Here is a 24,354-nt window from a genome sequence, read left to right as displayed (position 1 = left end):
TTACTTCTCCGGTGAACTTGCGAAGTCATGCGAAACCGAGGACGGCCTTGACCTCGAGATATTCCTCGAAACCGAAAAGGCCGTACTCTCGACCGTTGCCGGACCGCTTGTAGCCGCCGAACGGGGCGTGACGGTCCCACGCCGGGGCATTGATGTGAACCTGCCCGGTGCGGATGCGCAAAGCCACTTTGCGGGCTTGATCCATGTCGGCACCATGAACGTGGCCGCCCAGACCGTAATCGGTGTCATTGGCAATCGCCACGGCCTCGTCGACGTCATCGTAGGGAATGATGACCAGCACCGGCCCGAAGATTTCCTCCTGCGCGATGCGCATTGCGCTGGAAACGTCGGAGAAGATCGTCGGCTGCGCGAACAACCCATGGTCCAGCCCCGCAGGGCTGCCGGGGCCACCACAGACCAGCCTTGCGCCTTCCTCGATGCCCACCGCGATCATCGTCTGGACCCGCCGATGCTGCGCAGCATTGGCGATCGGCCCGATCGTCGTTGCATCCTCGGTCGGATCGCCCACGACGATGGCTTCGGCCGTCCGCCGCGCAATGGCTTCGACGTGTGTGAGGGCAGAGCGCGGCACGATCATCCGGGTCGGCGCGCTGCACGATTGGCCGACGTTGCGGAACGCGGCCATCACGCCCAGCGGCACCACGCGCTCGAAATCGGCATCGGGCAGCAGCACGTTGGGAGACTTGCCGCCCAGCTCCTGCGTCACCCGCTTGACCGTCGGGGCGGCGCCCTGCGCCACCAGCACGCCCGCGCGGTTCGATCCGGTGATCGAGATCATGTCGATATCGGGGTGCGCCGCCATCCCCGCCCCGACTTCGCTCCCGGTGCCGTTCAGCAGGTTGAAGACGCCAGCAGGCGCGCCTGCATCATGCACGATCTGCGCAAACATGATCGCGGAGAGCGGCGAAAGCTCACTGGGTTTCAAAACCACCGTGCATCCCGCCGCCAGCGCCGGGGCAACCTTGGCGGTGATCTGGTAGAGCGGCCAGTTCCACGGCGTGATCAGCGCGGCAACGCCGATGGGTTCGCGCACGATGGCGGTCGTCCCGCGCAGCGTCAGGAACTCGTAGTCGCGCAGCACTTCGATTGCGGCCTGCACATGGCCCAGCGCGAACGGCAGGTGCGATGAACGGGCAAAGCTGATCGCCGTGCCCATTTCCATCACCAGCACTTGCGCCAGCGCTTCGGCGCGCTCGGTCATCAGCGCGTGGATGCGCTCCAGCAGCGCCAGCCGGTCAGCCACCGGGCTTTGCGAAAAGGCCGGAAAGGCCCCCCGCGCCGCTGCCACTGCCCGGTCAAGATCAGCCGCCGTGCCCGCTGCCACTTGCGCGATGCAATCACCGTTAGCAGGGTTGATCACCGGCAGCAGTTCTGCGCCAGGCAGATCGATCCATTCGCCGCCGATATAGGCCTTGCCCGTCAGCGGCAGGACGGCCTGCAATGCATCAGCCGCTGCGCTCATCCCACCATGTCCTTGTAACGGTAATAGGCGCCGACGAACGGCAGGAACCATGGCGTCCCGAAATAGCCCGGGATCGCCGGCCAGTCGAAGTCGCGCCAAGGGTTCGCCTCGGCCTTGCCATCCAGCACCTCGGCCATGATCTTGCCCATGTAGGTGGCCATGTGCGTGCCGTGGCCGCTGTAGCCCATCGAGTAGAACACACCTTCGCGCTCCCCGGCGCGGGGTAGGCGGTCGCTGGTCATATCGACCATCCCGCCCCAGCAGTAATCTATCCGCGCACTCGCCAGTTCGGGAAGAAGTTGATCATGGAGCGGCGCAGGATCGCTCCGCTCTTGGCGTCCGCCGCCGGATCGCTGCGGCTCGAGAAGCGTGCACGCCCGCCAAACAGGATGCGGTTGTCCGGAGTGGTACGAAAGTAGCTGACGAAGTTGCGCGTATCGACGGTGTTGCGCCGGCGCGGCGTCAGCCGATCAAGCAGGTCGACCGGCAATGGCTCGGTCGCGATCAGATAGGCCCCGACCGGCACAAGACGCCGGCGGAACCAGCTCAGCGGCCCCACGCGAGACGTACCCGTGGCCAGGAGCACCTGATTGGCAACCAGGCTGCCGTGCGGCGTCGTGAGCTCGTGGCGCGAGCCGGAAACGCGTCGCATCTTGATCAAGGGATTGTGCTCGAAGATCGTGCCCCCGCGCCGCGCCACCGCTTCGGCAAGGCCCTGCCCATAATCGCCCATGTGCATGTTGGCGCTTTTGCCGTAGAGCATCCCTCCGTAAAAGATGTCCGAACCGATCTCCGAGGGCAGGTCTTCGGGCATCACCAGGCTTGTCTCGGGATCGACATTGCGCGCCAGCAGGTCCTGCGAGCGCTTGATCTTCTCGAAGTGCTCGGGCTTTGCCGCCAGCTTCAGCTTGCCGACGCGGCCGAAGTGGCACGCGATGCCCTCTTCGGTCACGATCTGCTCCACCAGATCGACCCCGGCATCGAAGGCACGGTAAAGCATGTTCGCACGTTCGAGCCCGAACTTCTCGACCATGCCGCCATAGTCCTGGGCAAAGCCGTTGTTGCACATGCCGCCGTTGCGGCCGGAAGCCGCGCCGGCAACGCGGTCCGCTTCAAGGACGACGACTTTCGCACCCTTCTTCGCCAGCGCCAGCGCTGCGGAAAGTCCTGTGAAACCTGCGCCAATCACGGCAACATCGGCCGTGCCACTTGGGCCACCGGGCGAGCCCGAGGCAAATGGGCTTGCGCTATCCAGCCAGTACGAAGCCATCTTCATTTCGTTTCTCCGCCCTCGCGGGCATTGGAAAACAAGGCGCTGTCACCAACCCCGCATGCGCGGCCAGTTGCCGATGATGTCGCGGCCACTTCCGTCGACCACGCTGTAGCCTTCGTGCTGTGCGCAGGTGGCACAAGCGTGATTGGGCAACACTCGCACGCGCGAACCAATTGGCAGATCGGGCAATACGCCGCTGCTGCCCGGGCGTACCTTGATGATGCCATGCTCCTGGCTGGCGTCCTCCACGATCACGTCGGCAAACGGATTGCCGTCGATGTCGCAGACGAGGCCATAGCCCTGGTCCACAGGATGGCGCTGCGTCCCGCGATCGCGCGAGAGCGCCATCCAGCCACCATCGGTGAGGATCCAGCCCTTCTCCGGGCGATGGCCGATCACCGTCAGCAGCACCGATGCGGCAATGTCGTCGACTGCGCACACGCCAATCCCGTGCATGACCAGATCGAAGAAGCTGAACACGCCCGCGCGCACTTCGGTGACACCGGTCAGATCCTGCGCAAAATGCGCGGTCGGCGTCGAACCCACGCTGACCACAGACGCTGCGTGTCCAGCAGCGCGAAGTGCCTCTGCCGCCGCAACCGCAGCGGCGCGTTCGCCCTCTGCCGCTTCCGGCAGGCCGGCACCGCCCCGCGCATTGTAGGATTCCCCGGCGTGCGTCAGAACGCCCGCAAGCTCTAGCCCGCCATCTCGCAGCACATCTGCTATGATAACAAGAGCCGGATCATCGGGCCGGACGCCGCCGCGATGCCCATCGCAATCGATCTCGATCAGCACGGCTGGCATGGGGCCGCCATCGGCCGCAGCTGCCGCCAGAGCATGCGCCTGCTCCAGCGTATCGATCAGCACCGAAAGCCGCACGCCCCGGGACACCAGCTGGCGGGCCCGCTCGATGCGGTTGAAGCTCAGTCCCACGGCATAAGTGATGTCAGTGAAGCCACCGTCAGCGAAGTATTCGGCTTCTGCCAAAGTCGAAACCGTGATCGGGCCGGTTCCTTCAGGAAACAGCCTGCGCGCGACGTCCACGGACTTGCTCGTCTTCACGTGCGGGCGGAACCCAGTACCCAGCTTGGCCAGATGCGCGCGCAGCCGGGCAATGTTGCGATCCACCTTGCTCACGTCGAGGACAAGTGCCGGCGTGGCCACCGTGTCCAGCGAAGCCGGGGTTGCCGATACGGCATCGAGAACTGCAGTTTCCGTCATCATTATCCCGCCTGTAAGAATAGCATCAGCCCAGCGACTGGTTAGAAAGCGCCACCAGCATGGCGCCCGGCGCAGAAACCGGCGCTGCGCCAAGCGCCATGATCGGGGCCCGGTCAACCTGAGGCAGTCCGATTTCTTCCAGCCACGGCGCAAGGCCGCTCGTTTCCGTAACGTCGATCCGCACGAACACGCCTTCATAGGCCGATGCAAGCACTGCAACGATGGCCTTGGCATCCTGCGCACTTGCCGCGACGACGGGCCCGATCACCACGCCGCGCCCCCAGCGCCTGACACAGCCATAACCCGAGATGCCGCCATCTCGTTCAACCACCACCGCGTCAGCCACGCCAAGCAGCGCGTCGAGCAACACCCGCCGGTCCATGCCCGAAGCCGCGGCGTCAACCGCATCGATGGCAGACCGGTCACCCGGCGTTGCCGCCCGCACCGGCACCGAGGTGTCGATTGCCGGAACATGGTCCAGCACCGCCTGATGCTGGGTGATGAAGCCGCAACGCGCGAACCCCAGCTTGGTGTAGAGCGGCTCGCCGTCCTTGGTGGTGATAAGGGTCATCCGGCGGCCTGCGGCATCGGCCAGCAGTGCCGCCATCAGCTTACCGCCGATCCCCTGCCGTTGCGCATCGGGCGAGACGATGATCATGCCGATCGTGGCAAAATCCTCGCCATAGGGCCACCACAACGCGGTCCCGAGCAGCTTGCCCTCCGCTTCCACGGCGAAGCCACGGCCCAGTTCGAAAGCAAATTGCCAGTCTTCCAGGCGATATGGCCACTTTAACGCGAGCGACAGGCCTTGCGCCTGATCGAGGTGGTCCACCCGCATCGCGATCACGCCGTTGCTTTCGCTCCCGACCATGGCCCCCGACATTCCCAGAATACTCCTTCGCGCGACCTCAGGCAAAATCAGGCTACGGCGCCGTACCCAAGGTTAAAGCGGATTCGCGCTGGCAAAATGTTCCGAAAGCCGGAAATCTTCACGGCGGTCATGCGCAAGATACCATCAGGGGCGGAATATTATGCCGCCCCTGATGGACCGAGTTCAGCCGAGCGGGCGCTGCGTTGCGAAGACCTTCTTCACGTATTCCTCGCTCAGCCAGGCACAGCCATCGCCGCGCACGAACATGCACACGTCACCCTTGCGGAACGATACGCTGCCATTCCCATCCGTGAACGTAACCGCCCCTTCCATCAGCAGCATCAACTCGACCTGACGGTAGGGGATCTGCTTGCGATGATAGGGCGTGGAATCCCACGTTCCAGCGCAGAATTCGGCATTGGCAGAAACATAGTCGGAGAAACCCCGGCAGGTCGGAACTTCACCCAGCAGGTTTTCGTTCGCTGGCGGGCTTGAAGGATTGAGCGGCGCGTTCTTGTCGATCATCACCGGCGTGGTCCGGTTGCCTGCGCGATCCGTCGGCGCCGAATAGACTACTGCCAGCAGATCGTCCGATGCTTTCCAGCCAAAGCTGCAACCGAACGGCAGCGCGCAGCATTCGTCGGGGCCCAACGCCAATGTGGCATCCTCCGCCGCAATCTCCAGCCTGCCGGTCAGCACAAGCACGAACTCGTCAGTCGGAAGCGCAGTAACCTGCCCCTCCCCTCGCGGCGAAAAGGCAGAAACAACCGCCTTGTCGTCGGCAAAGGCTGGTGCGGCTCGGCCATCCAGCCAGTCTGCCAATGGTTTCGCTATGGGTGCATAGGCGCGAATGTCCACCACCGCGCCAACTGCGGTCTGCCCGGCTTCCAAGGTTGTCATGCGTTCTCTCTTTCCGATTCTGTAATCCGAAGGGACTTGGCAGCAATCAGGCTGCGGGCAATCGTCAGGTCCTGAAGGGCAATGCCCGAACTGTCGAACACCGTGATCTGGTCAGGCGACATACGTCCCTCGGCCCGGCCCAGCAGTACATCGCCCAGCGCCGTGATCCGGCCGCGATCGCCAGTAAAATGCTGCAGATCGCCCATCACCACGGCTTGCGCCGGATAATCGCAGAACAGCGCCGCGCGGTCGAACAACGCTGGCGGCAGTTCCTGCTTGCCCGCCGCGTCCGAACCCATGCTGGCAACATGCGTGCCGGGACGGACCCATTCGGCTGCGAACAGCGGCGCACGCGCTGGCGTTGCCGTCACGATGATGTCGGCCCGCTCGCACGCGTCCTTCGCCTCGGCCAATTCAGCGTTCAGCCCTTCGGCCTTCAGTGCCTCGACGAACTCCCGCCCCTTGGCCTCATCCCGCGCCACAACCAGCACTTGGCAGATCGGCCGGATGCGCGAGATGGCAAGGCATTCGAATAGCGCTTGGTTGCCTGCGCCGAATACCGTCAGCACTGAAGCGTCGGGCCGCGCCAGCACATCAGCGGCAACCGCATCGGCCGCAGCCGTGCGATAGGCGTTCACCTTGCCTGCCTCGATCACCCACTCGACCCGACCGACGCGCTGATCGAACAGCAGGATCACGGAGTTATGCCGGGGCAACCCGATCTCTGGATTGCCCGGCCAGAATGAGCCGACCTTCAGCCCGGCAAAGCTGCCGGTGGAAGCCGACTTTATCGAGAAGCGGTTGGTCGGCTCTGTGCCATGCGCCAGCACGGCAGGAAACAGCACCGCATCTTCGACCACGGCACACAGCGCCTCGCGCGCGGCGGCAAACGCCATCTCATGCGTCACCAGTGCGGCGGACTCTTCTTCGGATATGAACTTCAAGGCAATTTCCAGTTTTATTGAATTTCGCAGCCCGCCAGCTCGGCCTCTGTCCGATGGCAAAGCAGCAGATTGCCAGCAGTCATGGACCGCAGCGGCGGCGGGCTCGTATCGCAGCGTCCCGCGATCGCCGCCGGGCAGCGCGGCAGAAAGCGGCACAGCCCGGCATCGTCCACCGGCAGGCCGACCTGCGACTTGCCCTTGTGCGCTACCCCGGAAAGCCAGTCCGTGCGCAATTCCGGCACAGAGGAGATCAGCAGGTCGGTATAGGGATGATAGGGCGGAGCGTCGTAAGTACGGCTCAGGCCTGCTTCCACGCGCGTGCCCTTGTAAAGCACGACGATCTCGTCACACAGTGCTTTCACCGTGGCGATATCGTGGCTGATGAACAGATAGGCCACGCCAAGATCGCGGCGCAATTCGGCCAGAAGTTCCAGGATTGCTTCGCGCACCACGGTATCAAGCGCCGAGGTCACCTCGTCGCACAGGATCACGTCAGGATTGGCGGCCAGTGCCCGGGCCAGGTTCACGCGCTGCTTCTGCCCACCCGAAAGCTCGTCGCAACGCCGGTCTGCAACGCCGACCGGCAGCTTGATCAGATCGAGCAGTTCGGCCACGCGTGCCTTGGCCGCAGGGCCGCTCATGCCATGGTAGAAGCGCAGCACCCGCCCGAGAATTTCGCCCACGCTATGCGCCGGATTCAGTGCCACGTCGGCATTCTGGAACACGATCTGGATGCGACGCAGTTCCTCGCGACTGCGAGCGCTCAACGATGCGGCCAGCGGATGCCCGTCGAGCAGCACCGTCCCGGCGGTCGGGGCGAGCAAGCCTGCCACAACGCGCGCCACAGTCGATTTGCCCGAGCCCGATTCCCCGATCACCCCCACAGCGCCACCACGCGGCACCGTCAGGCTGACATCGCTCAGCACCGGGTGAGCGGGATGTCCGTTCCTGTCAATCGGGCCATAACCTGCATGGATGCCCTCAATCGAAAGCAGCGGCGCGCCTTCTGCCGGAGTGGGCGCCGCCGCCTTCACGACCGGCTTGGCTGCGGCCAGCAGGGTGCGAGTATAATCGTCGGCGGGTGTCTCCAGCACCGCACGCACGGTGTTCTGCTCGCGCACCTTGCCGCGATTGAGCACGAGAACGCGGTCCGCCATCTGGGCAACGACCGCCAGATCGTGCGAAACGTAGACACCGGTCGCGCCCTGCTCTCGCACAACGTCGCGGAAAGCCTGCAGGACTTCCACCTGCGTTGTCACGTCCAGCGCCGTGGTCGGCTCGTCGAAGATGACCAGATCCGGCTTCGTGATCAGCGCCATCGCCGCCATCAGGCGCTGCAACTGCCCGCCGGAAAGCTCGTGGGGATAACGGCTGCCGATGGTCTGCGGATTCGGCAGCGCCAGCGATCCGAACAGTTCGACCGCATATTTTCGCGCATCGGCATCCGAAGCCGTGCCATGGATTAGCGCAGGCTCGATCACCTGCTCGATCACCCGGCGCGAAGGATTGAACGCCGAAGCCGCGCTCTGGGCGACATAGGTGATGCGGTGTCCGCGCTGCGCGGCCAGGCTATTGGCGGCGGCGCCATCCAGCGTCGCCGTGCCCACGGAAATGTCGCCCGAGATCTTCGCCCCGCCTCGGGCATAGCCCATCAGCGACAGTGCAATCGTCGTCTTGCCCGAACCGGATTCCCCGATCAGCGCCAGCACCTCGCCACGCCGGATGGCAAACGAGACGTCATCGACGATGCGCAAAGGTGAGCCGTCAGCCGCACGGACAGTCACGCACAGGCCGCGCACGTTCACATGGGGCTGCATCGTCATTCGGCCTTCCCCTGCGTGGCGGCATCGATCAGCAGGTTCACGCCAACGGTCAGGCTGGCAATCGCAACAGCCGGGGCGACGATTGCCAGCGCGCCTTCAGCAAGCCCGGAGGTATTCTCGCGCACCAGCGATCCCAGATCGGCATCGGGCGGCTGCAGCCCGAGGCCAAGGAAGCTGAGGCCAGACAGCAGCAGCACGATGAACACGAAGCGCAGGCCGATATCGGCAAACAGCGGCTTGATCATGTTGGGCAGCACTTCCACCAGCGCCAGGTGCAACCGCCCCTCGCCCCGAGCACGCGCCACCTCGACATAATCGAGCTTGGCCAGCCCTACCGCCAACGAACGGGCGATGCGGAAATTGCCGGGCACGTACGTGATCGCGATGATCATCGTCAGCAGCACCAGCGACGATCCGAATGCCGCCACCAGCACCAGCGCAAAGATCTTGCTGGGGATCGAGATGAGCGTGTCCATCGATCGCGAGAGGAGTTCGTCAAGCCAGCGCGGCCCCACCGCCGCCGTCAACGCAAGGCCGGTGCCGATCCCGGCGGCAATCGCCACCGCTATCGCCGAAAGCCCCACCGTAAAGCGCGCCCCGGAAAGCAGGCGGCTCAGCACGTCGCGCCCCAGGAAGTCACTTCCCAGCCAATAGGCACTGCTCGATCCGGCAAAGACTTCCTCGTTCACGAAGGAACCCGGCGGGTAGGGTGCGATCCATGGCCCGATTACCGCAACCACGATCCAGAAAAGCACGAGCGCAAGACCGATCTTGCCCGAGAGCGGCAAGCGCATGGCGCGGCGGACGAGATTGGCCATGGTCATCCCTGTCGCAGGCGGGGGTTGGCAAGGATTGCAACTGTATCGGCGATGAGCACCAGCAGCAGGTAAGCCGCGCAGAAGATCATCGCACAGGCCTGCAACAGCGGCATGTCGCGCGAGGTGACCGCGTTTACCATCAGGCTGGCCAGCCCCGGATAGCTGAAGATCGTCTCCACGATGATCGCCCCGCCAAACAGGTACGAAAGGCTCAGCGCCATCGCGTTGGCAATCGGCCCGACCGCATTGGGCAGGACATGGCGCACGATCAGGCGGCGCGGAGAAACACCCTTCAGGCGCGCCATCTCGACATAGGGCCGGTCGAGCTCGGCGATGATCGCGGCGCGGATCATCCGGCCCAGTTGCGCGATCACGCCAACGCCCAGCACCATCACCGGCATGGCATAGGCGCGCAGGAACTCACCCAGCGTCGGGTCCTGCGGCACGATCGTGATGGAGGGCAACCACAGCAGCTTGACCGAGAACAGCAGCACGGCAATCGTCGCCACCAGGAATTCCGGCAGGGCCACCATCGCCAGCGTCATGATGTTGAGCGCCCGATCCGTGGACCGCCCCCGGTTGACGGCTGACACTATGCCAATCAGGAACGCGAACGGTACCGAAAACGCGGCCGTCAGGCCTGCCAGAGTCAGTGTATTTGGCAGCCGTTCCGAAATGATGTCGGCCACCGGCTTGTTGGCCACGATCGAATTGCCGGGATCACCCACGGCAATCGCCCGCAGCCATTCAAAATAGCGGACCACGGCTGGTCGATCGAGCCCCATCTCGTGCCGCAAGGCCGCGACTTGCTCCGGCGTTGCCCCTTGTCCCAGCACCTCCTGCGCGGCGTCGCCCGGCAACAACCCGCTGATAGTGAAGACCACCGCCGAGACCAGCAGCAGCGTCAGCAACGCCAGGCCGATACGCTTTGCCACAAGCCGCATCGGTCCGCGCCAGGGCGACATGGCAGGCGCACCACTCATGCTGCAAGCCACACTTTTTCGCCGAAAGTATAGCCCGCCAGGCCACCGAACGGGATCGGCTCCAACCCGCGAATGCGCCGGTCATAGCCATCGAGAAGGCTGATGAACACCGGAATGCCCAACCCTCCGCTGCGGTGGATCATCCACTGCATCTCACCATAGATCGCCTTGCGCAGGACCGGATCGCGCGATTGCCTCGCCTCGAGCAACAGCTTATCGAACTTCGCGTTTTTCCAGCCCGCCTCGTTCTCCGTCGCGCCCGACTTGAAGAACAGGCTGAACATCATGTCCGTCGTCGGACGCTGATTGATGTTCCCGAAGGTAAGCGGATGCTTCATCCAGTGGGTTGACCAGTATCCGTCGCTCGGTACGCGATTCACAGCCAGGTTCAGCCCGATCTGCGCGGCATGCTCCTGCAGGATGGAGCCCATGTCGACCGATTGCGTCGCCGCAGGCGAAACATAGACCGGCAGCCGCGTGCCCAGCAGGCCCGACCGCTTGAGCAGGAACTTCGCCTTGTGCGGATCGAATGCGCGCTGCGGAATGTCGGCGTTGAAATAGGGATCGAGCGGCGAGATCGGCTGATCGTTGGCAATCGTGGCAAAGCCCCGGAACAGCGCCCGCTTGATCAGGTCGCGGTCCATCAGGTGCTTCATCGCCAGCACGAAATCGGGATGGCCGGTCACCGGATTGTCCTGCCGCATGACAAGGTCGGTATAGAGTCCGGACTTGGTTTCCATCACCAGATGCGATGACGATGCCCGCACCCGCTTCACCGAACCGGGACTGACGGCAAGGCACATCTGCACATCGCCCGAAAGGAGAGCGTTCACGCGCGAAAGCTCGTCGGGAATGGCAATCAGCTCGATCTGGTCGAGATAGGGCTGGCCCGGTTTCCAGTAATTCGGATTGCGCTGCACGATCGTGCGGATGCCCGGCGCAAAGGCCTTGAGCACGAACGGTCCCGTGCCATTGACCTTGCTGAAATCGCGCCGCCCGTTCTCCACGATCACGAACTGCGGCTGCGCCAGAATAATGGGCAGATCGGGGTTCGGCCCGGTCAGCCGCAGCTCCACCTCGTGCGCATTCACGCGGCGCGCGCTGGCGAACTGCTCGGCCACGGCCTTGACCTTCGATCCCACCGCCGGATCGCGATGGCGCAACAGCGAGTGGATCACATCGCCGGCGTCAAGCGACTTGCCGTTGTGGAACTGCACGCCGCGCCGCAGGCGGATCGTCCACACCACGTTGTCATCGGATTCGATGGATTCAGCCAGCCCCGGCTTCACCGCCAGCCCGCGATCATACTGCGTCAGCCCGCTGTAGAGCAGGAACATGCGCATGTAGTCGCTGGAATTGCCCGCACGCGCCGGGTCGAGCGCATCCGAAGTCGATGCGACGATTCCGGCCACGCGGATGCGGCCGCCCCTGCGCGGTTTTCCGATCAGCCCTTCGGCAGGGGCAAGCACCGCCCCCGCCGCAAGACTTCCCAGCAAGAGGCGGCGCGAAAGCATCAGAGGCCGACGACTGCCGGCAGCGCGCCGATGTGCGGAATTTCCACATCGCGATAGTTGGCGTTCGAAGGTTCGTGTCCCCGACCGATGAACACGCGGCAGCCAAAGCCAAGGTCAGTTGCCGTGTTCTGGTCATAGCGGAAGCTTGACGAGACGTGCATGCCCACCTCCGGACCCATGCCCAGTTGATCGAACATGTATTCGAACGCCTGCATGCGCGGCTTGTACGCCTGCGCGCTCTCGGCGGTATAGACCTTGTAGAAGGTGGCGCCGAGCTTTTCGACGTTCGACATGATCTGGCTGTTCATCGCGTTGGACAGGATCACGAGCGGGATCTTGTCGCAGATCTTGGAAAGGCCGCCGGGCACGTCTTCATGCGGCCCCCAGGTCGGCACTGCTTCGTAAATCGCGGTCGCCTCGGCCTCACGATATTCCACGCCCCATTTCTTCGAACAGCGCTCGAGCGAATTGGCGATCACCTCGCGATAGGGCTTCCACGGACCCAACACCTCATCCAACCGGTAGGCCGCCCAGTCCTTGCAGAAGTCCGGCAGCGCCTCGGCGGCGATGCGGTCAGCATAGAATGCCGTTGCCATCTCCGTCATGCGGAAACGGGTCAGTGTGCCATAGCAATCGAAGCTGATGAACTTGGGCGTGAAAACAGCTGTGCTCATGATTGAACCTCGTTTCCGGTTTCCGGCCCGGGTGACTCTTGCATTCTCGTGGGCCTTGTGACCGGGAAAGATGACCACCGTTCCGGCAGAACTTGCACCCGTTAGTTCAAGCCGGGCAGGTTTCTCTGCACTGTTCTCATGGGATTCTGCGGCATGACATGCTGCCCCTCAATAGCCCCGTGTCCTGTCGACTTCGCCTACCAGCGGCGCGCCTGCCAGCAGCCGTTGCAGATTGTCGGCAAGCACTTCGCCCGCCGTCTCGTGTCGCGTCTCTGCTGCCACGTGCGGCGTCAGGAAAATGGCGGGATGCCGATAGAATGCGTTACCCTCGGGCAGCGGCTCGGGGCTGGTCACGTCAAGCATCGCCGCGCGCAATTGCCCTTGATCCAAGGCCTCGATCAGGTCGTCAGCCACAAGATGACCGCCCCGCCCGGCATTGATGACGGCACTACCCACCGGCATTTTCGCAAAGGTTTCACGGCACAGAATTCCGCGGGTCTCGTCCGTCAGTGGCAGCAGGCAAACCAGAATGTCCGCCTGCATCAGAAACGCGTCCAGCTGGTCCTTGCCTGCAAAGCACGCCACGCCCGCGATCTCGCGCGCTGTCCTGCTCCAGCCGGACAGCGGAAAGCCAAGCGGCCCCAGCACGTCAAGTGCCGCTCGCCCCAGCTCGCCCATGCCCATCACCCCGATCCGGCTTTGCGATGCCAGCCGGGTATGGCGATAGGACCAGCGCCCCGCCCGCTGTTCGGAAATGAAGAACGGCAGGTCACGATGCAGCGCCAGGCAGGCCATGGCGACATATTCGGCCATGCCGGTAATGATCCCCTGCTCGACCATGCGCACCACCCGCACCTGCGGCGGCAGGGCCCCGATCGGCAGCTGGTCGATCCCCGCACCGACGCTGAACAGGATTTCGAGGTTGGGAAACTGGGCGATGAATTCCGGCGGTGCATTCCACGCAGCGATGTAGCGCACGGCTTCCGGATCAACCGCGTCTTGGCCCCAATGAAGAAACGGCATTTGCGGAACCCGCGCCGCAACGATCTCGCGCCAGACGCGGCCGCGTTGTTCCAGACCGTGATAGAGCAGTGTCACTTGCGTAGTTTCCTTTGCCGCCACCACATCATGGGGCCGGTGATTGAAAGTGCGATGATTGCCAGTCCCTCCAGCAGCAGAACAAGCATCCCGGCAAGGCCCGCGATGTCGCCCGTGTGCAGCGGCAGGACCTTCATCCACAAGGCCGGGCTTTCCGCCGCCGGCACGATGCGCAGCAGCTTCGCGTCGGAAAGTCTGACCGATACCGCATGAACCGACAGCGACCCAGCTTCGGGCGCACGAAAGTTCACGTCGATCCGGTCAGCGGCCGTAAAGCGCACGTCGCGAATTGCCGCCGCAGGATAGGCCCTTGTTGCCGCTGCCATTGCTGCATCGAGTTGCAACGGGGTCTGCGCAAAGGCCGTGGTTGCTGACGGTGCGGCAGGCGCCAGATCGGGAAGCGCAAGCAACACGCCGGTCACCGCGCTGAACAGCACCAGCAGCGATGCCAACACCCCGCCACTGCGATGCCACTGCCGCAGCTTCACCCGTGCCGGCATCTTCGGATTGATCGCAAGCGACTTCTTCCAGCGCCCTGCTGCGGGCCACCAGAATGCCAGCCCGGTTCCCGACAGCAGCGTCAGCACGACGCCGTTCAGCGCAACGACGGCGAGGCCCGCCGTGCCCCACATCAACCGATAGTGCCATTGCAGCGCAGCCTCGAGCGGAAAAGCCCAGACCCCACCTTCGCGAAGTATCACGCCTGAAGCTGGCTCGATTGCGGCATAGTGCGTGCCGCCGTCGGCAGAAGCCAATTGCGCCATTGCCGGCCCTCCTGGATAGGCAGGCAGGTATAGCCGGTTAAGTTTCAGACCAGCACGACTGGCCGCCGCTGCAAGCATCGGAACCCCCAGCACCGGTCCATCGGAGCCTTGCGGTTCGAGCACCTGGGCAAGCGGCCCACGCAGCAGCAGGATAGTGCCGGTCAGCGCCTGCAGGAACAGCAGCGGCGCGAACAGCAGGGCCAAACGGCGATGCCATGTCAGATAGCCGCTGCGCGTCATGGAAGCTTTGCCGGAAAGTCAGGTTGCCGGAGCGGGGGCTCCGGCAACCGGTTCATCAGAACGTGAAGGTAGCGCGCACGTTGAACGCCCGCGGCGCACCCGGCGCAATCCAGAACCGCGAGTAGGACGCTGTGTAGAACTCCTTGTCAAACAGATTGGTCACGTCCGCAGTGAGCTTGATGTTATCAGCCGGTTCATAGCTCGCCATCACGCGTGCGATGATATAGCCCGGCAACTCGAAGGTCGTGCCCGTCTCGCCCAACCGCTTGCCGACATAGTTTACGCCCGCACCCAACGTGAAGCGCTGCTCACCCAGGGTAAAGCCCTTGTTGACGATGAGATTTGCCGCGTGCTTGGGAATATTGATGAGCCGGTCGCCAGGCTTGATGGCGAGTCCGAAGTCCTTGTCCCCTGCCGCCGTGGTCCACTCGGCATCGAGGAAGGCGTACGTGGCAATGATCGAAATGTCGCCCGGAAGGTTGGCGTTGAAGTCCACCTCCACGCCGCGCGAGCGCGCCGCACCGCCGGCGATTGAAAATCCAGCATTTGCCGGGTTCGTATCGGCAGTCAGGATGTTGTTCTTCTTCATCGTGAAGGCAGCGATCGAGCCGCTCAGCGCTCCACCGGGCTCACCAAGTCGAAGGCCCACTTCATAGGACTTGCTCATTTCCGCCGGGAACGGACGGCTGGCTGCATCGACCCCGCTGTTCGGACGGAAGCCTTCGCCATACCCTGCGAAAATCGAAAGATCGTCGTTGATCTCGTAAAGCGCACCGGCCGTCGGGCTGAACTGCTTGATGTGGACCCGCACGGTGTTGGTGGCAGGGTTCGTGTTGTTCCGGTTCAGCACCGTCTGGCGATAGTTGTCGTAACGACCGCCAACGCGCAACTTCAGCCTGTCAGTCAGGTCCATCTGATCCTGGAAGTAGACGCCCCAGGCCTTCTGCGTTTCGTATGTGTTGGTCAACGGCGTCGCGCCAAGAGCCAGCGTCTGGCCATAGACCGGGTTGAAGATATCGACTGCATAGTTCGCGGCGGTAACCGGTGCGCCGGCGGTGTAGTTGACCGGGCGGCCGCGCAGTTGCAGCAGGTCGATCCGGAAGCGATCCCAGTCCGCGCCCAACAACACGTGGTGGGTGATCCCGCCGGTGTAGAACTTGCCCGAGATTTCGCCGCGCACGACAAGGTTGTCGGTGCTGTAATCGCGTGAACGGCGTTGGCGGGCCAGGAAATTGCCCGGCTTGCCCAGGGTCTGGCGACGATTGGTGCCCAGCGGGTCAAGCTCAGCCTCGCTCGAAAGACCCTTGAATTCAGTCTCGCGGTAGCCAAGGCCGGCAAGGAAGTACCAGTCGCCGCCCAGCTTCTGCTGGAACTGCACCTGATGGCCAAGAACGTCCACCCGCATGTCCCCATCGGCCGGTTCGCCGAAGAAGGTCGAACGATCGACCACGCCGAGCTTGTTGTTTACCGCAATCGTGCCGCGATCGAACGGCACGCGGTTGTGCATGAATTCCATCTCATAGGAGATGCTGGTGTCCTTGCTGGGTGCGAACAGGATCGAAGGGTTGGCCGTGTAGAGCGTCTGGTGAATGGTGTCGCGAAAGCTGTCACCATCCTGTGCCGCGCCGTTCAAGCGGATCGCAACGGTATCGCTGATCGAAAGATTGTAGTCTGCTTCGACGCGGTAAGTGTTCCAGCTGCCGCCCTGAACGGCAAAGGTGCCGAACGTGTCGCCGATCTTGGCCTTCTTGGTCGTGATGCTGATCGTGCCGCCAGGCTCGCCACGGCCAAACACCGCGCCATTCGGACCTTTAAGGATTTCGATCTTCTCGATGTTCGATGCATCGCGCGGGCCACCGTAGCCTCGTCCGCCGTTGAAACCGTTGACAAGCACACCGCCTGCGAAGTTCTCGTCACCGGCAAAGCCGCGAATGGCAAATCCGTCGAACAGCCCACCGAAGTTGTTCTGGCGCGAAACCCCGCTCGAAAGATCAAGCGCGGCATCGAAGCGGGTGATGTTGAGATTCTGCAGCGTCTTGGCATCCAGCACCTGCACGCTCTGCGGAATGGAGGCGAGCGGAACGTCGCCGCGATATTGCTGCCGCTGGCCGATGACGACCATTTCCTCGGCAGGGGCCGCTTCTTCCTCTGCGGGGGCTGCGCTTTGCGCCCAGGCAGTGATCGGCATCGCTCCCATGGCAACGCCGGCAATCAGCGCGCCTTTTACTGCGGACATTTTCTTCATCGCAACTTCACCCCTCGTCTGTGATGCGTGTCATCGACCCCGCCCCGACCATGTAACATTGTTACATCGCCTTCAAGCGAAACCGTCGGTTCGAACCGTCCTGCGTCTTTGCTCTTATTCCTCGAGCTTATGGGTCCGCAGACGAATCTTCCGTCGAAAGGGTGCACGGCGACGAACTTTTATTGTGAAAAAATGGTGACACCGGAGTCTTTGTGCCGTCTTGCACATTTCCGATGCCCTCGAGGCCCGCGCGGCGGGCCTTTTACCCGTGCGGCGCATTCTCCGCTGCGACGGTGACCCCAATCAGCGATTTCTGCCGTGAGCCCTTTGCATTCCGCGCAATCCGTCCGCCTGCCGCGACTATAAGGTCAAGGTCGCATAGAGGAGGTGCTGCCGTCGTGACCGGTGAATTGCCCAATCAGCCAGTCATTGCTATGGGCGGGGCCATGCGGGAACTGCTGATCCGATTTGCGATCGTCTTCTCGGTCCTTCTGGCCGGAATGCACTTCCCTGCCCATGCCGCGCAAAGCAGGATCGATGGTGACGTCGAAGCCTATACCTGCATCGACCATGGTGAAGGTGACACTACTGGCAAGCATTCCGCCCAGCCCGACGATCAGGCAGGGGAAGCGGCCCACCATCATCACAGCCCGATGGCCATCGGCATGGACTTGAAAGCCGGGGCAAACGACCTTGCTCCAACGCCGTCATTGCACTTTCCGGCAAGGGCCACAGCGCTGACTTCGCGCAAGACGGTTCCCCCGCTCGAGCCGCCGTTGGCCTGATCGCTCGTGCAGGGCGGCTTGTTTGCGAGCCGCCAGGAACTTGCGTTCAGGAAAGGCATTGCAATGAATACCCGCAATTTGGTTGTGGGCGGCACGTTAGCCGTCCTCGCGGCTGCTGCAGGCGGTTACGCGCTTTTGGGCAAGGACACCGCACCGGCGCCTCAAGCCGAGCAGGCTTCCGAGTCCGCAACGCCGATGGAATTGACCGACGCCCAGTTCGCCCGGCTCGGCATCAAGACGGCAGCCGCGCGCCTCAGTGGCGAAGTGCCGCTGGGTGCGGTTCCTGGCGTCGTCACGCTTCCCCCGAAAGCCGCGTGGCCGTGACCGCGGCCCTGCCCGGCGCGATCCGCCAGGTCTTCGTGATCGAGGGGCAGGAAGTGCGCCGCGGACAGCCGCTGGCAACCATGGTCAGCCGCGATGCGATGGAACTGGGCGGGTCGCGCAGCCGCGCTTCGTCGCGCATATCGCTGGCCAAGGCCAATCTCGCCCGCACCGAAGCCCTCTTCAAGGAAGGCGTGATTGCCGGCGCGCGCGTGCAGGAAGCGCGCGCTGAACTGGCGCAGGCGCAATCCGAAGCTGGTGAAGCGTCGCGTATCCTGGCAGCCTCGGGTGCCAGCGGCAGCGGCATTGTCACCCTGCGCGCACCAATCTCGGGCCGCGTTTCCAAGGTGGCGGTGCAGACCGGTGGGCCGGTCGATGGCATGACCGCGCCTTTCGTGATCGACGCGGCAAATGCCTACCAGCTCGATCTGCAATTGCCCGAAAGGCTTGCAGGAAATGTTCGCCCCGGCATGACAGTATCGCTGCCCGGAGCCGCCACGGGCCGCATTCTTTCGGTCGGCTCGAGCATCGATCCCGCAACGCGCAGCGTGGTTGCCAAGGCGACCATTGGCAGCGCGCAAGGCGTCATTGCCGGCAAGTCGGTCATGGTCACGATTGGCGCGGGCGGCAGCGGTGAAGTGGTGAGCGTTCCTTCCACTGCCGTCACCCGCATCGCCGAAAAGGACGTCGTCTTCGTTCGCACCGGCAATCGCTTCCAGCAGCGCGAGGTTCGCCTCGGTGGCAGCGGCAACGGCGAAAGCGCAATCCTTTCTGGCCTGAAGCCCGGCGAAGTGGTGGCGACCAGCGCGATCCCCGAACTCAAGATGCTGCTGGGCGGCGGGGGTGAGTGATGCTGAGACGCCTTGTTGAATGGTCGCTGGGGCGCGGCTTGCCGTGCTTGGCCTGGCGCTGGCGCTGGCGATTTTCGGAGGCTGGTCATTCCAGAACCTGCCGATCGACGCTTTCCCCGATATCTCGACCACGCAGGTCAAGATCATCATGAAGGCCCCCGGCATGACGCCGGAGGAAGTCGAAAGCCGCGTCATCACCCCGATCGAGATGGAGATGCTGGGCATCCCCGATCAGGAGATCCTGCGTTCGGCCGCCAAGTACGGCATCGCCGACATCACGATCGACTTTTCCGACAGCGCCGACATCTACTGGGCGCGCACCCAGGTCACCGAACGCCTCAACAACGTCATGGCCGACCTGCCATCGTCAGTGGAAGGCGGCCTCGCGCCGATCTCCACTCCGCTGTCCGATGTCTACATGTTCACTATCGAAGGTCCGCAATCGCTGGCCGAAAAGCGCCGCGTGCTCGATTGGGTCATCCGCCCAGCCCTGCGCACGGTGCCGGGCGTGGCTGACGTGAACTCGCTCGGCGGCCATGCCGAGACGTTCGAGGTCCGGCCCGATCCCGGAGCCATGGCCGCAGCGGGCCTCACCTATCACGATCTCCAGACCGCAATCGAAAGCGGCAACCGCAATGATGGCGCCGGCAGGCTGGCCAATGGCGAAAGCACGCTGATCGTGCGCTCGGTAGGGGCCATCCAGACTGCCGATGACTTGCGCGCCATCGTCATCCGCAGCGCAGCCGGCGGCGTCCTGCGCCTTGGCGACGTTGCAGCAGTGACCACAGGCAGCCTGACCCGTTACGGGGCCGTGACCAAGAACGGCACCGGCGAAGCCGTGCAGGGCCTGGTCATCGCCCTGCGCGGCGCCGATGCCAGCAAGGTTGTCGAAAACGTCAAGACGCGCATGACGGAAATCGAGAGCGGCCTGCCGAAGGGCATGAAAATCGACGTGTTCTACGATCGCTCCGAATTGGTCGGCCATGCCGTTTCGACGGTGGAGAAGGCCCTGATCGAAGCCAGCGTGCTCGTCGTCATCCTGCTTTTTCTGTTTCTCGGCAACGTGCGTGCCTCGCTGATCGTGGCCGCGGCCCTGCCCATGGCGACGCTGATCACGTTTATCCTCATGCGCTGGCTGGGCATGTCGGCCAACCTCATGAGCCTTGGCGGCCTGGCCATTGCCATCGGCATGCTCGTCGATGGCGCGGTGGTCGTGGTCGAAAACGTGGTCGACCGCTTCGCCCATCCGCACCACGGCTCCACCGGAAAGCTTCATCAGGTGCTGGTGGCAACCAGCGAAGTGGCAACCCCGGTTGCCTCGGGCATGGCGATCATCGCCCTCGTCTTCCTTCCGCTGCTGACGCTGCAGGGGCTGGAAGGCAAGCTGTTCGGCCCGGTGGCTATGACCATCGTTCTGGCGCTGGCCGGCGCGCTGGTACTGTCGCTCACGCTGATTCCGGTCCTGGCCTACTTTGGCCTGAAACAGGAGGCCGGTCACGACGACCCGTGGCTGATGCGTCAGTTGAGTCCGCGATATCACTCGGCCCTGCAATGGGCTTTTGACAATCGGACGCGCGTCTATGCCATGGCCGGTGGGTCGCTGCTGGCAGCGGCGGTTGCCTATGGCTTCACCGGCAAGACCTTCATGCCCACCATGGACGAAGGCGCCGTGCTGATGCAGCTCGAAAAGCAGCCGAGCATCGGGCTGGACCACACTATCGCCGGAGACCTCAAGGCACAGAAGCTGATCATGTCCAAGGTGCCGGAGGTGCAGGACATCATCGCCCGTGTCGGTGCCGACGAGCTCGGCCTCGACCCGATGTCGCTCAACGATACCGATACCTTCATGCGCCTGAAGCCGCGCGCGGAATGGCGTGAGCAGGACAAGGAATGGCTGATCGAACAGATCCGCCTCGCCATGGAAGAGATGCCCGGCATCGAGGCCTCTTTCACCCAGCCCATCGAAATGCGCGTTTCGGAAATGCTTACCGGCGTGCGCGGCGATCTGGCGCTCAAGATCTTCGGACCGGACCTTGCAACGCTCGGTCAGATTGCCGCCAAGGCACAGGACCGGCTGCGCAAGATCCAGGGCGTGACCGAGGTCAAGACCTTGGCGGACGACAAGGTCGATTACCTCCAGATCGATATTGACCGTCTGGCCGCGGGCCGTGCCGGAATGCCGGTTGCCGAACTGCAGGACGTGCTGCGCGCCCAGCTTGAAGGCACTGACGCCGGCGTGGTTGCCGAAAGCCATCGGCGCGTTCCGATCGTGATCAAGGGTGATCCCGCCAACGCGGCCAGCCTCGATGTCTTCGCCAACCAGCTGATCCGCAGTCCGGACGGCATGCTGCTGCGTGTAGGTGACGTGGCGCGGGTCCATCAGGTCGAAGGCCCGGTGAAGCTCGACCACGAGAACGGATCGCGCTTTGCGGTGGTGCAGGCTTTCGTTTCCGGACGCGACCTTGTCGGTTTCGTCGAAGAAGCCAAGGCCGACATCGCCGCCAACGTCCAGCTGCCGCCGGGCTATCGCCTGGAATGGGGCGGTCAGTTCGAGAACCAGCAGCGCGCCTCGGCCCGGCTCGGCGTGGTTCTGCCGATTGCCTTGCTGCTGATTTTCGGCGTGCTGTTCTGGACGCTGCGCTCGGTCAGGGCCTCGCTGCTGATCATCGCGATGATTCCCTTCGCAGTCGTCGGCGGGATCGTGACGCTGGCAGTGTCGGGCGAGTATCTTTCGGTTCCGGCCTCGGTCGGGTTCATCGCCCTGCTCGGCATCGCCGTGCTCAACGGCCTCGTCATGGTCACCTATTTCCGCCAGCTGCGCGAACAGGGCCTGACCCTGCAGCATGCCGTCCGACAGGGGGCCGAGCGTCGCCTGCGCCCGGTGCTGATGACCGCCGCGATAACTGCCTTCGGCCTCGTTCCACTGCTGTTTGCCAGTGGTCCCGGCTCGGAGATCCAGCGACCGCTGGCCATCGTCGTGATCGGCGGGCTCGTCACCTCGACGCTGCTCACCCTGTTCCTCCTGCCGATGCTCTATGAGCGGTTCGGCGAAAATTCCGCCGAGCGCACCGCGCTTGATGGCGGAATGGAAGGCGCTTCAGCATGAAGTACAGTCTTGTTCTTGCATGGCCGCTGCTGATGGCGGCCCCGCTCCTTGCCCAGACCAGCGACCAGTCCCTCACCGGTCTTTCCGATACGGCTGTGGTGGAGGCGATAGAGTCCCATCCCCGCTCTCGCGCCGCCGATGCCAAGGTCGAGGCAGCGCGACAGGAGGCTAACGCGCTGCGTGCCACCCAGAATGAGTTCACGCTGTCAGGCGATGTCAGCCGGCGCACCATCGAGGATGAAGGGCGCTACGCAGAATACACCGTTTCGCTGGAACGTCCGATCCGTCTTCCCGGCAAGTCTGCGCTGGATCGCAAGGCCGGCGTTCTGGGTGTCCGCGTCGCCGAATTGCGCGCCGAAGACGCCCGGCATCAACTGGCGCTGCAATTGAACGAGCTGTGGTGGGATTGGGTCGCTGCAGCGGCCGAGGCAACGACCCTGGCCCAGACGCAACAGACGCTGGAGCGCGCCTACCGGGCGGTGGACAGCCAGGTCCGCGTGCAGGATGCGGCGCAAGTGGATGCCGACCGTGCCATGGCCGAAGCGGCCATGAACCGCGCCGGATTGGACGCGGCGCTTTCCGGGGCAGGCATTGCGCGCGAAAGGCTGGCCGCCCAGTTCCCGCAACTGGCCTTGCCCGCGCAAGCCCCGCCCTTGACTCAACCCGGCCAGCCACCTGCAGAACTCGCCCGCCTGCGTGAGGCGGTCATGACCTGCAATCACGAACTCCCGGCGGCACTGGCCGAATCCGAGCGCCTCGCCGCCCTGGCCGAGCGCAGCAGTCGCAACCGCATCGCCGATCCGACAATCGGCGCGCAGTTCTTCAGCGAGCGCGGCGGACTGGAACGCGGCGCCGGGATCGTGTTCTCGATGCCGATCGGCGGTCGCTATCGCGCGGCGCTGTCCGATCAGGCCGCAGCCGAGGCGCAAGTCGCTGCTGCCGAAGCTGCCAGCGCTCGTTTCGACGTGATGGAGATGGCCACGACAGACTACTCGGCGGCGCTGGGAACAGTGCAGGCATGGAAGGCAACAGCGGCGGCTGCGGCCAGCAGCAGGCGCGCCGCCGATCGGCTCGAGGCCGGAAATCGCCTCGGTCACGTCGATCTTGCGGATCTGCTTCTTGCCGAACGTCAGGCAAAGGACGCGGCGCTCGCCGAAACCCGGGCTCGGGCCGCTGCGCTACGGGCCGAGACGAAATTGCGTATCGATGCCCATCAACTCTGGCTCGATTGCAGCCACGAACAAAACGGACTGCAATGATGCAGTAGCTTTCAGATTCCCGTTGCGCCGCCTCGGTTTGCATCGATCCGAAGGCGGGCAGCGGGCTGAGAGCCTACGGAAAAGTGCGTTAACCGAGCGCTTGACCAGCAATTTCAGGTTGACGGTCGTCGTGTTGCTGCGCAAACCGCGATGTCTGCCGTCACGGCACCATGGCACGGGGACCGATGAGCCAGATCTTCAGTTTCGACGCAACCGACCAGGCAATCATCCGCGAATTGCGGGGCAACGGGCGGGCCAACAACCAGCAAATTGCCGAAGTCCTCGGGCTTACAGCGACGACGGTTTCAACCCGCATCCGCCGCATGGAAGATGCCAATCAGTTGCGCGTCGTCGCTGTGTCGGACTTCTCCGCCCACGGCTTCAACGTTCTGCTGCGCATTTCGGTCGAGGTTGACGGCCGCCCGGCTTCCGAAGTTGCGCAGGAGCTCGGCGCCCTGCCCGAAGTGGTCGCTGCGCACATGGTGACGGGTCGCTACGATATCGACATGCTCGTCGCCCTGCACGATTTCGACGACCTTTCGGAATTCCTGCTCGACAAGCTTTCCACCGTGCGCGGCATCCGCACGCTGACGCCGCACATCGTGGTCGACATCATCAAGTACCAGTTCGACGTCGCACCGATCGAGGGCCGCCCCGGTGACAGCCGCGGCAATGGAGGGAACGCCTGATGGCTGCGGTTCAGCTAGACGCACTTGATCGCCAGCTGGTCGACATGCTGGCGCTCGACGCGCGCATTTCCAACCGCAAGATCGCGGCAGAGCTGGGCGTAACCGAAGGCACCGTGCGCGGGCGCATCAAGCGGTTGCAGCAGGACGGCCTGATCGCCTTTACCGCGATCACCGGGTTCGAGATGGGCAAGCTCGCCCGGCTCGCTTTCATCAACGTCCAGGCCGATGTAGACCGCGTCCGCGAAGTGGCGCAGATCATTGCCGAGGTACCCGGCGTCAATGCCGTGTTGATCACCATGGGCCAGTTCAACATTACGGCGATGAGCCTGATCGACGAGCTGGACGAACTGGTTGAACTGGCGTCCGACAAGATCCTGTCCATCGATGGCGTCCACCACGTCGAAACCTCGATCGCGGTGAAGACGGTCAAGTACAACGCCCGCATGGCCAAGATCACCAAGCCCGAGGTCGTCCCCGACGACGACTGAGGCT

At 63.7% G+C, this 24,354-nt stretch carries 19 protein-coding genes and 2 pseudogenes; 7 read left to right on the top strand and 14 right to left on the bottom strand.

Features of this window, described 5'->3' with window-relative positions; genetic code table 11:
- Positions 1-25: 25 nt before the first annotated feature.
- From C7W88_RS20125 to C7W88_RS20060, 14 genes and pseudogenes are all read right to left on the bottom strand, one after another.
- Entirely contained in the window at positions 26-1,483 is a 1,458-nt protein-coding gene (locus C7W88_RS20125) for an aldehyde dehydrogenase family protein (protein ID WP_240344977.1), read from the bottom strand.
- Positions 1,480-2,759, bottom strand: a pseudogene (locus C7W88_RS20120) (NAD(P)/FAD-dependent oxidoreductase). The gene C7W88_RS20125 and the pseudogene C7W88_RS20120 overlap by 4 nt, the downstream one beginning before the upstream one ends.
- 42 nt (positions 2,760-2,801) lie before the next feature.
- Positions 2,802-3,977 carry an alanine racemase gene (locus C7W88_RS20115; RefSeq protein ID WP_118075946.1) on the bottom strand — a complete coding sequence of 392 codons (1,176 nt, stop codon included), beginning with the start codon at positions 3,975-3,977 and terminating at the stop codon, positions 2,802-2,804.
- A gap of 25 nt (positions 3,978-4,002) precedes the next feature.
- Positions 4,003-4,860: a GNAT family N-acetyltransferase gene (locus C7W88_RS20110; RefSeq protein ID WP_206065688.1), complete on the bottom strand. Its 858-nt coding sequence runs from the start codon at positions 4,858-4,860 to the stop codon at positions 4,003-4,005.
- A gap of 171 nt (positions 4,861-5,031) precedes the next feature.
- Positions 5,032-5,748, bottom strand: a complete 717-nt coding sequence (locus C7W88_RS20105) for a cupin domain-containing protein (RefSeq protein ID WP_118075286.1) — start codon at positions 5,746-5,748, stop codon at positions 5,032-5,034.
- Positions 5,745-6,692, bottom strand: coding sequence for an ornithine cyclodeaminase family protein (locus tag C7W88_RS20100; protein ID WP_118075285.1), 948 nt, complete (start codon positions 6,690-6,692; stop codon positions 5,745-5,747). The genes C7W88_RS20105 and C7W88_RS20100 overlap by 4 nt, the downstream gene beginning before the upstream one ends.
- A gap of 14 nt (positions 6,693-6,706) precedes the next feature.
- Complete coding sequence (locus C7W88_RS20095; protein ID WP_118075284.1) at positions 6,707-8,515, bottom strand: ABC transporter ATP-binding protein; 1,809 nt, start codon at positions 8,513-8,515, stop codon at positions 6,707-6,709.
- Positions 8,512-9,333, bottom strand: coding sequence for an ABC transporter permease (locus C7W88_RS20090; RefSeq protein WP_118075283.1), 822 nt, complete (start codon positions 9,331-9,333; stop codon positions 8,512-8,514). The genes C7W88_RS20095 and C7W88_RS20090 overlap by 4 nt, the downstream gene beginning before the upstream one ends.
- Positions 9,334-9,335: 2 nt before the next feature.
- Complete coding sequence (locus C7W88_RS20085) at positions 9,336-10,316, bottom strand: ABC transporter permease (RefSeq protein WP_205525324.1); 981 nt, start codon at positions 10,314-10,316, stop codon at positions 9,336-9,338.
- Positions 10,313-11,830 carry an ABC transporter substrate-binding protein gene (locus C7W88_RS20080; RefSeq protein ID WP_118075282.1) on the bottom strand — a complete coding sequence of 506 codons (1,518 nt, stop codon included), beginning with the start codon at positions 11,828-11,830 and terminating at the stop codon, positions 10,313-10,315. Before C7W88_RS20080 ends, C7W88_RS20085 begins: the two co-directional genes overlap by 4 nt.
- Entirely contained in the window at positions 11,830-12,504 is a 675-nt protein-coding gene (locus C7W88_RS20075; RefSeq protein WP_118075281.1) for a haloacid dehalogenase type II, read from the bottom strand. The genes C7W88_RS20080 and C7W88_RS20075 overlap by 1 nt, the downstream gene beginning before the upstream one ends.
- A gap of 168 nt (positions 12,505-12,672) precedes the next feature.
- On the bottom strand, positions 12,673-13,602 hold the full coding sequence (locus tag C7W88_RS20070; RefSeq protein WP_205525323.1) for a glyoxylate/hydroxypyruvate reductase A: 930 nt from the start codon (positions 13,600-13,602) through the stop codon (positions 12,673-12,675).
- Positions 13,599-14,606 carry a PepSY domain-containing protein gene (locus C7W88_RS20065; RefSeq protein ID WP_118075280.1) on the bottom strand — a complete coding sequence of 336 codons (1,008 nt, stop codon included), beginning with the start codon at positions 14,604-14,606 and terminating at the stop codon, positions 13,599-13,601. The genes C7W88_RS20070 and C7W88_RS20065 overlap by 4 nt, the downstream gene beginning before the upstream one ends.
- A 55-nt stretch (positions 14,607-14,661) precedes the next feature.
- Entirely contained in the window at positions 14,662-16,842 is a 2,181-nt protein-coding gene (locus C7W88_RS20060) for a TonB-dependent siderophore receptor (RefSeq protein ID WP_370073249.1), read from the bottom strand.
- Positions 16,843-17,297: 455 nt separating this feature from the next.
- On the opposite strand from C7W88_RS20060, the gene C7W88_RS20055 reads away from it, so the two are divergent.
- The 7 genes and pseudogenes from C7W88_RS20055 (at position 17,298) to C7W88_RS20030 (ending at position 24,350) form a co-directional block, all read left to right on the top strand.
- Positions 17,298-17,636: a hypothetical protein gene (locus tag C7W88_RS20055; RefSeq protein WP_205525322.1), complete on the top strand. Its 339-nt coding sequence runs from the start codon at positions 17,298-17,300 to the stop codon at positions 17,634-17,636.
- 63 nt (positions 17,637-17,699) lie between these two features.
- Positions 17,700-17,960 carry a hypothetical protein gene (locus tag C7W88_RS23005; protein ID WP_162896273.1) on the top strand — a complete coding sequence of 87 codons (261 nt, stop codon included), beginning with the start codon at positions 17,700-17,702 and terminating at the stop codon, positions 17,958-17,960.
- Positions 17,957-18,808, top strand: coding sequence for an efflux RND transporter periplasmic adaptor subunit (locus tag C7W88_RS20050; protein WP_162896272.1), 852 nt, complete (start codon positions 17,957-17,959; stop codon positions 18,806-18,808). Before C7W88_RS23005 ends, C7W88_RS20050 begins: the two co-directional genes overlap by 4 nt.
- Positions 18,808-21,914 (top strand): annotated as a pseudogene (locus C7W88_RS20045) (efflux RND transporter permease subunit). Before C7W88_RS20050 ends, C7W88_RS20045 begins: the two are co-directional and overlap by 1 nt.
- Positions 21,911-23,173 (top strand): TolC family protein, encoded by a 1,263-nt coding sequence (locus C7W88_RS20040; protein WP_118075275.1) that lies wholly within the window; start codon positions 21,911-21,913, stop codon positions 23,171-23,173. The pseudogene C7W88_RS20045 and the gene C7W88_RS20040 overlap by 4 nt, the downstream one beginning before the upstream one ends.
- 170 nt (positions 23,174-23,343) lie before the next feature.
- On the top strand, positions 23,344-23,862 hold the full coding sequence (locus tag C7W88_RS20035) for an Lrp/AsnC family transcriptional regulator (RefSeq protein WP_240344976.1): 519 nt from the start codon (positions 23,344-23,346) through the stop codon (positions 23,860-23,862).
- The gene (locus C7W88_RS20030) at positions 23,862-24,350 is read left to right on the top strand and encodes an Lrp/AsnC family transcriptional regulator (RefSeq protein WP_039335926.1); all 489 of its coding nucleotides are present in this window, start codon (positions 23,862-23,864) and stop codon (positions 24,348-24,350) included. The genes C7W88_RS20035 and C7W88_RS20030 overlap by 1 nt, the downstream gene beginning before the upstream one ends.
- Positions 24,351-24,354 lie beyond the last annotated feature (4 nt).

The organism is Novosphingobium sp. THN1, from assembly GCF_003454795.1.
Lineage (GTDB): Bacteria > Pseudomonadota > Alphaproteobacteria > Sphingomonadales > Sphingomonadaceae > Novosphingobium.
The sequence above is the reverse complement of the archived record's forward strand: the minus strand, read 5'-3'. Positions and strand labels throughout refer to the sequence as shown.

Excerpts from the sequence above, each read along its gene's own strand:
- C7W88_RS20095 (WP_118075284.1), bottom strand. The coding sequence starts at position 8,515 with ATGACGATGCAGCCCCATGTGAACGTGCGCGGCCTGTGCGTGACTGTC.
- C7W88_RS20030 (WP_039335926.1), top strand. The coding sequence starts at position 23,862 with ATGGCTGCGGTTCAGCTAGACGCACTTGATCGCCAGCTGGTCGACATG.
- C7W88_RS20040 (WP_118075275.1), top strand. The coding sequence starts at position 21,911 with ATGAAGTACAGTCTTGTTCTTGCATGGCCGCTGCTGATGGCGGCCCCG.
- C7W88_RS20110 (WP_206065688.1), bottom strand. The coding sequence starts at position 4,860 with ATGTCGGGGGCCATGGTCGGGAGCGAAAGCAACGGCGTGATCGCGATG.
- C7W88_RS23005 (WP_162896273.1), top strand. The coding sequence starts at position 17,700 with ATGAATACCCGCAATTTGGTTGTGGGCGGCACGTTAGCCGTCCTCGCG.
- C7W88_RS20080 (WP_118075282.1), bottom strand. The coding sequence starts at position 11,830 with ATGCTTTCGCGCCGCCTCTTGCTGGGAAGTCTTGCGGCGGGGGCGGTG.
- C7W88_RS20055 (WP_205525322.1), top strand. The coding sequence starts at position 17,298 with ATGCGGGAACTGCTGATCCGATTTGCGATCGTCTTCTCGGTCCTTCTG.
- C7W88_RS20075 (WP_118075281.1), bottom strand. The coding sequence starts at position 12,504 with ATGAGCACAGCTGTTTTCACGCCCAAGTTCATCAGCTTCGATTGCTAT.
- C7W88_RS20115 (WP_118075946.1), bottom strand. The coding sequence starts at position 3,977 with ATGACGGAAACTGCAGTTCTCGATGCCGTATCGGCAACCCCGGCTTCG.
- C7W88_RS20125 (WP_240344977.1), bottom strand. The coding sequence starts at position 1,483 with ATGAGCGCAGCGGCTGATGCATTGCAGGCCGTCCTGCCGCTGACGGGC.
- C7W88_RS20065 (WP_118075280.1), bottom strand. The coding sequence starts at position 14,606 with ATGACGCGCAGCGGCTATCTGACATGGCATCGCCGTTTGGCCCTGCTG.
- C7W88_RS20035 (WP_240344976.1), top strand. The coding sequence starts at position 23,344 with ATGGCACGGGGACCGATGAGCCAGATCTTCAGTTTCGACGCAACCGAC.
- C7W88_RS20090 (WP_118075283.1), bottom strand. The coding sequence starts at position 9,333 with ATGGCCAATCTCGTCCGCCGCGCCATGCGCTTGCCGCTCTCGGGCAAG.
- C7W88_RS20085 (WP_205525324.1), bottom strand. The coding sequence starts at position 10,316 with ATGAGTGGTGCGCCTGCCATGTCGCCCTGGCGCGGACCGATGCGGCTT.
- C7W88_RS20060 (WP_370073249.1), bottom strand. The coding sequence starts at position 16,842 with ATGTCCGCAGTAAAAGGCGCGCTGATTGCCGGCGTTGCCATGGGAGCG.
- C7W88_RS20105 (WP_118075286.1), bottom strand. The coding sequence starts at position 5,748 with ATGACAACCTTGGAAGCCGGGCAGACCGCAGTTGGCGCGGTGGTGGAC.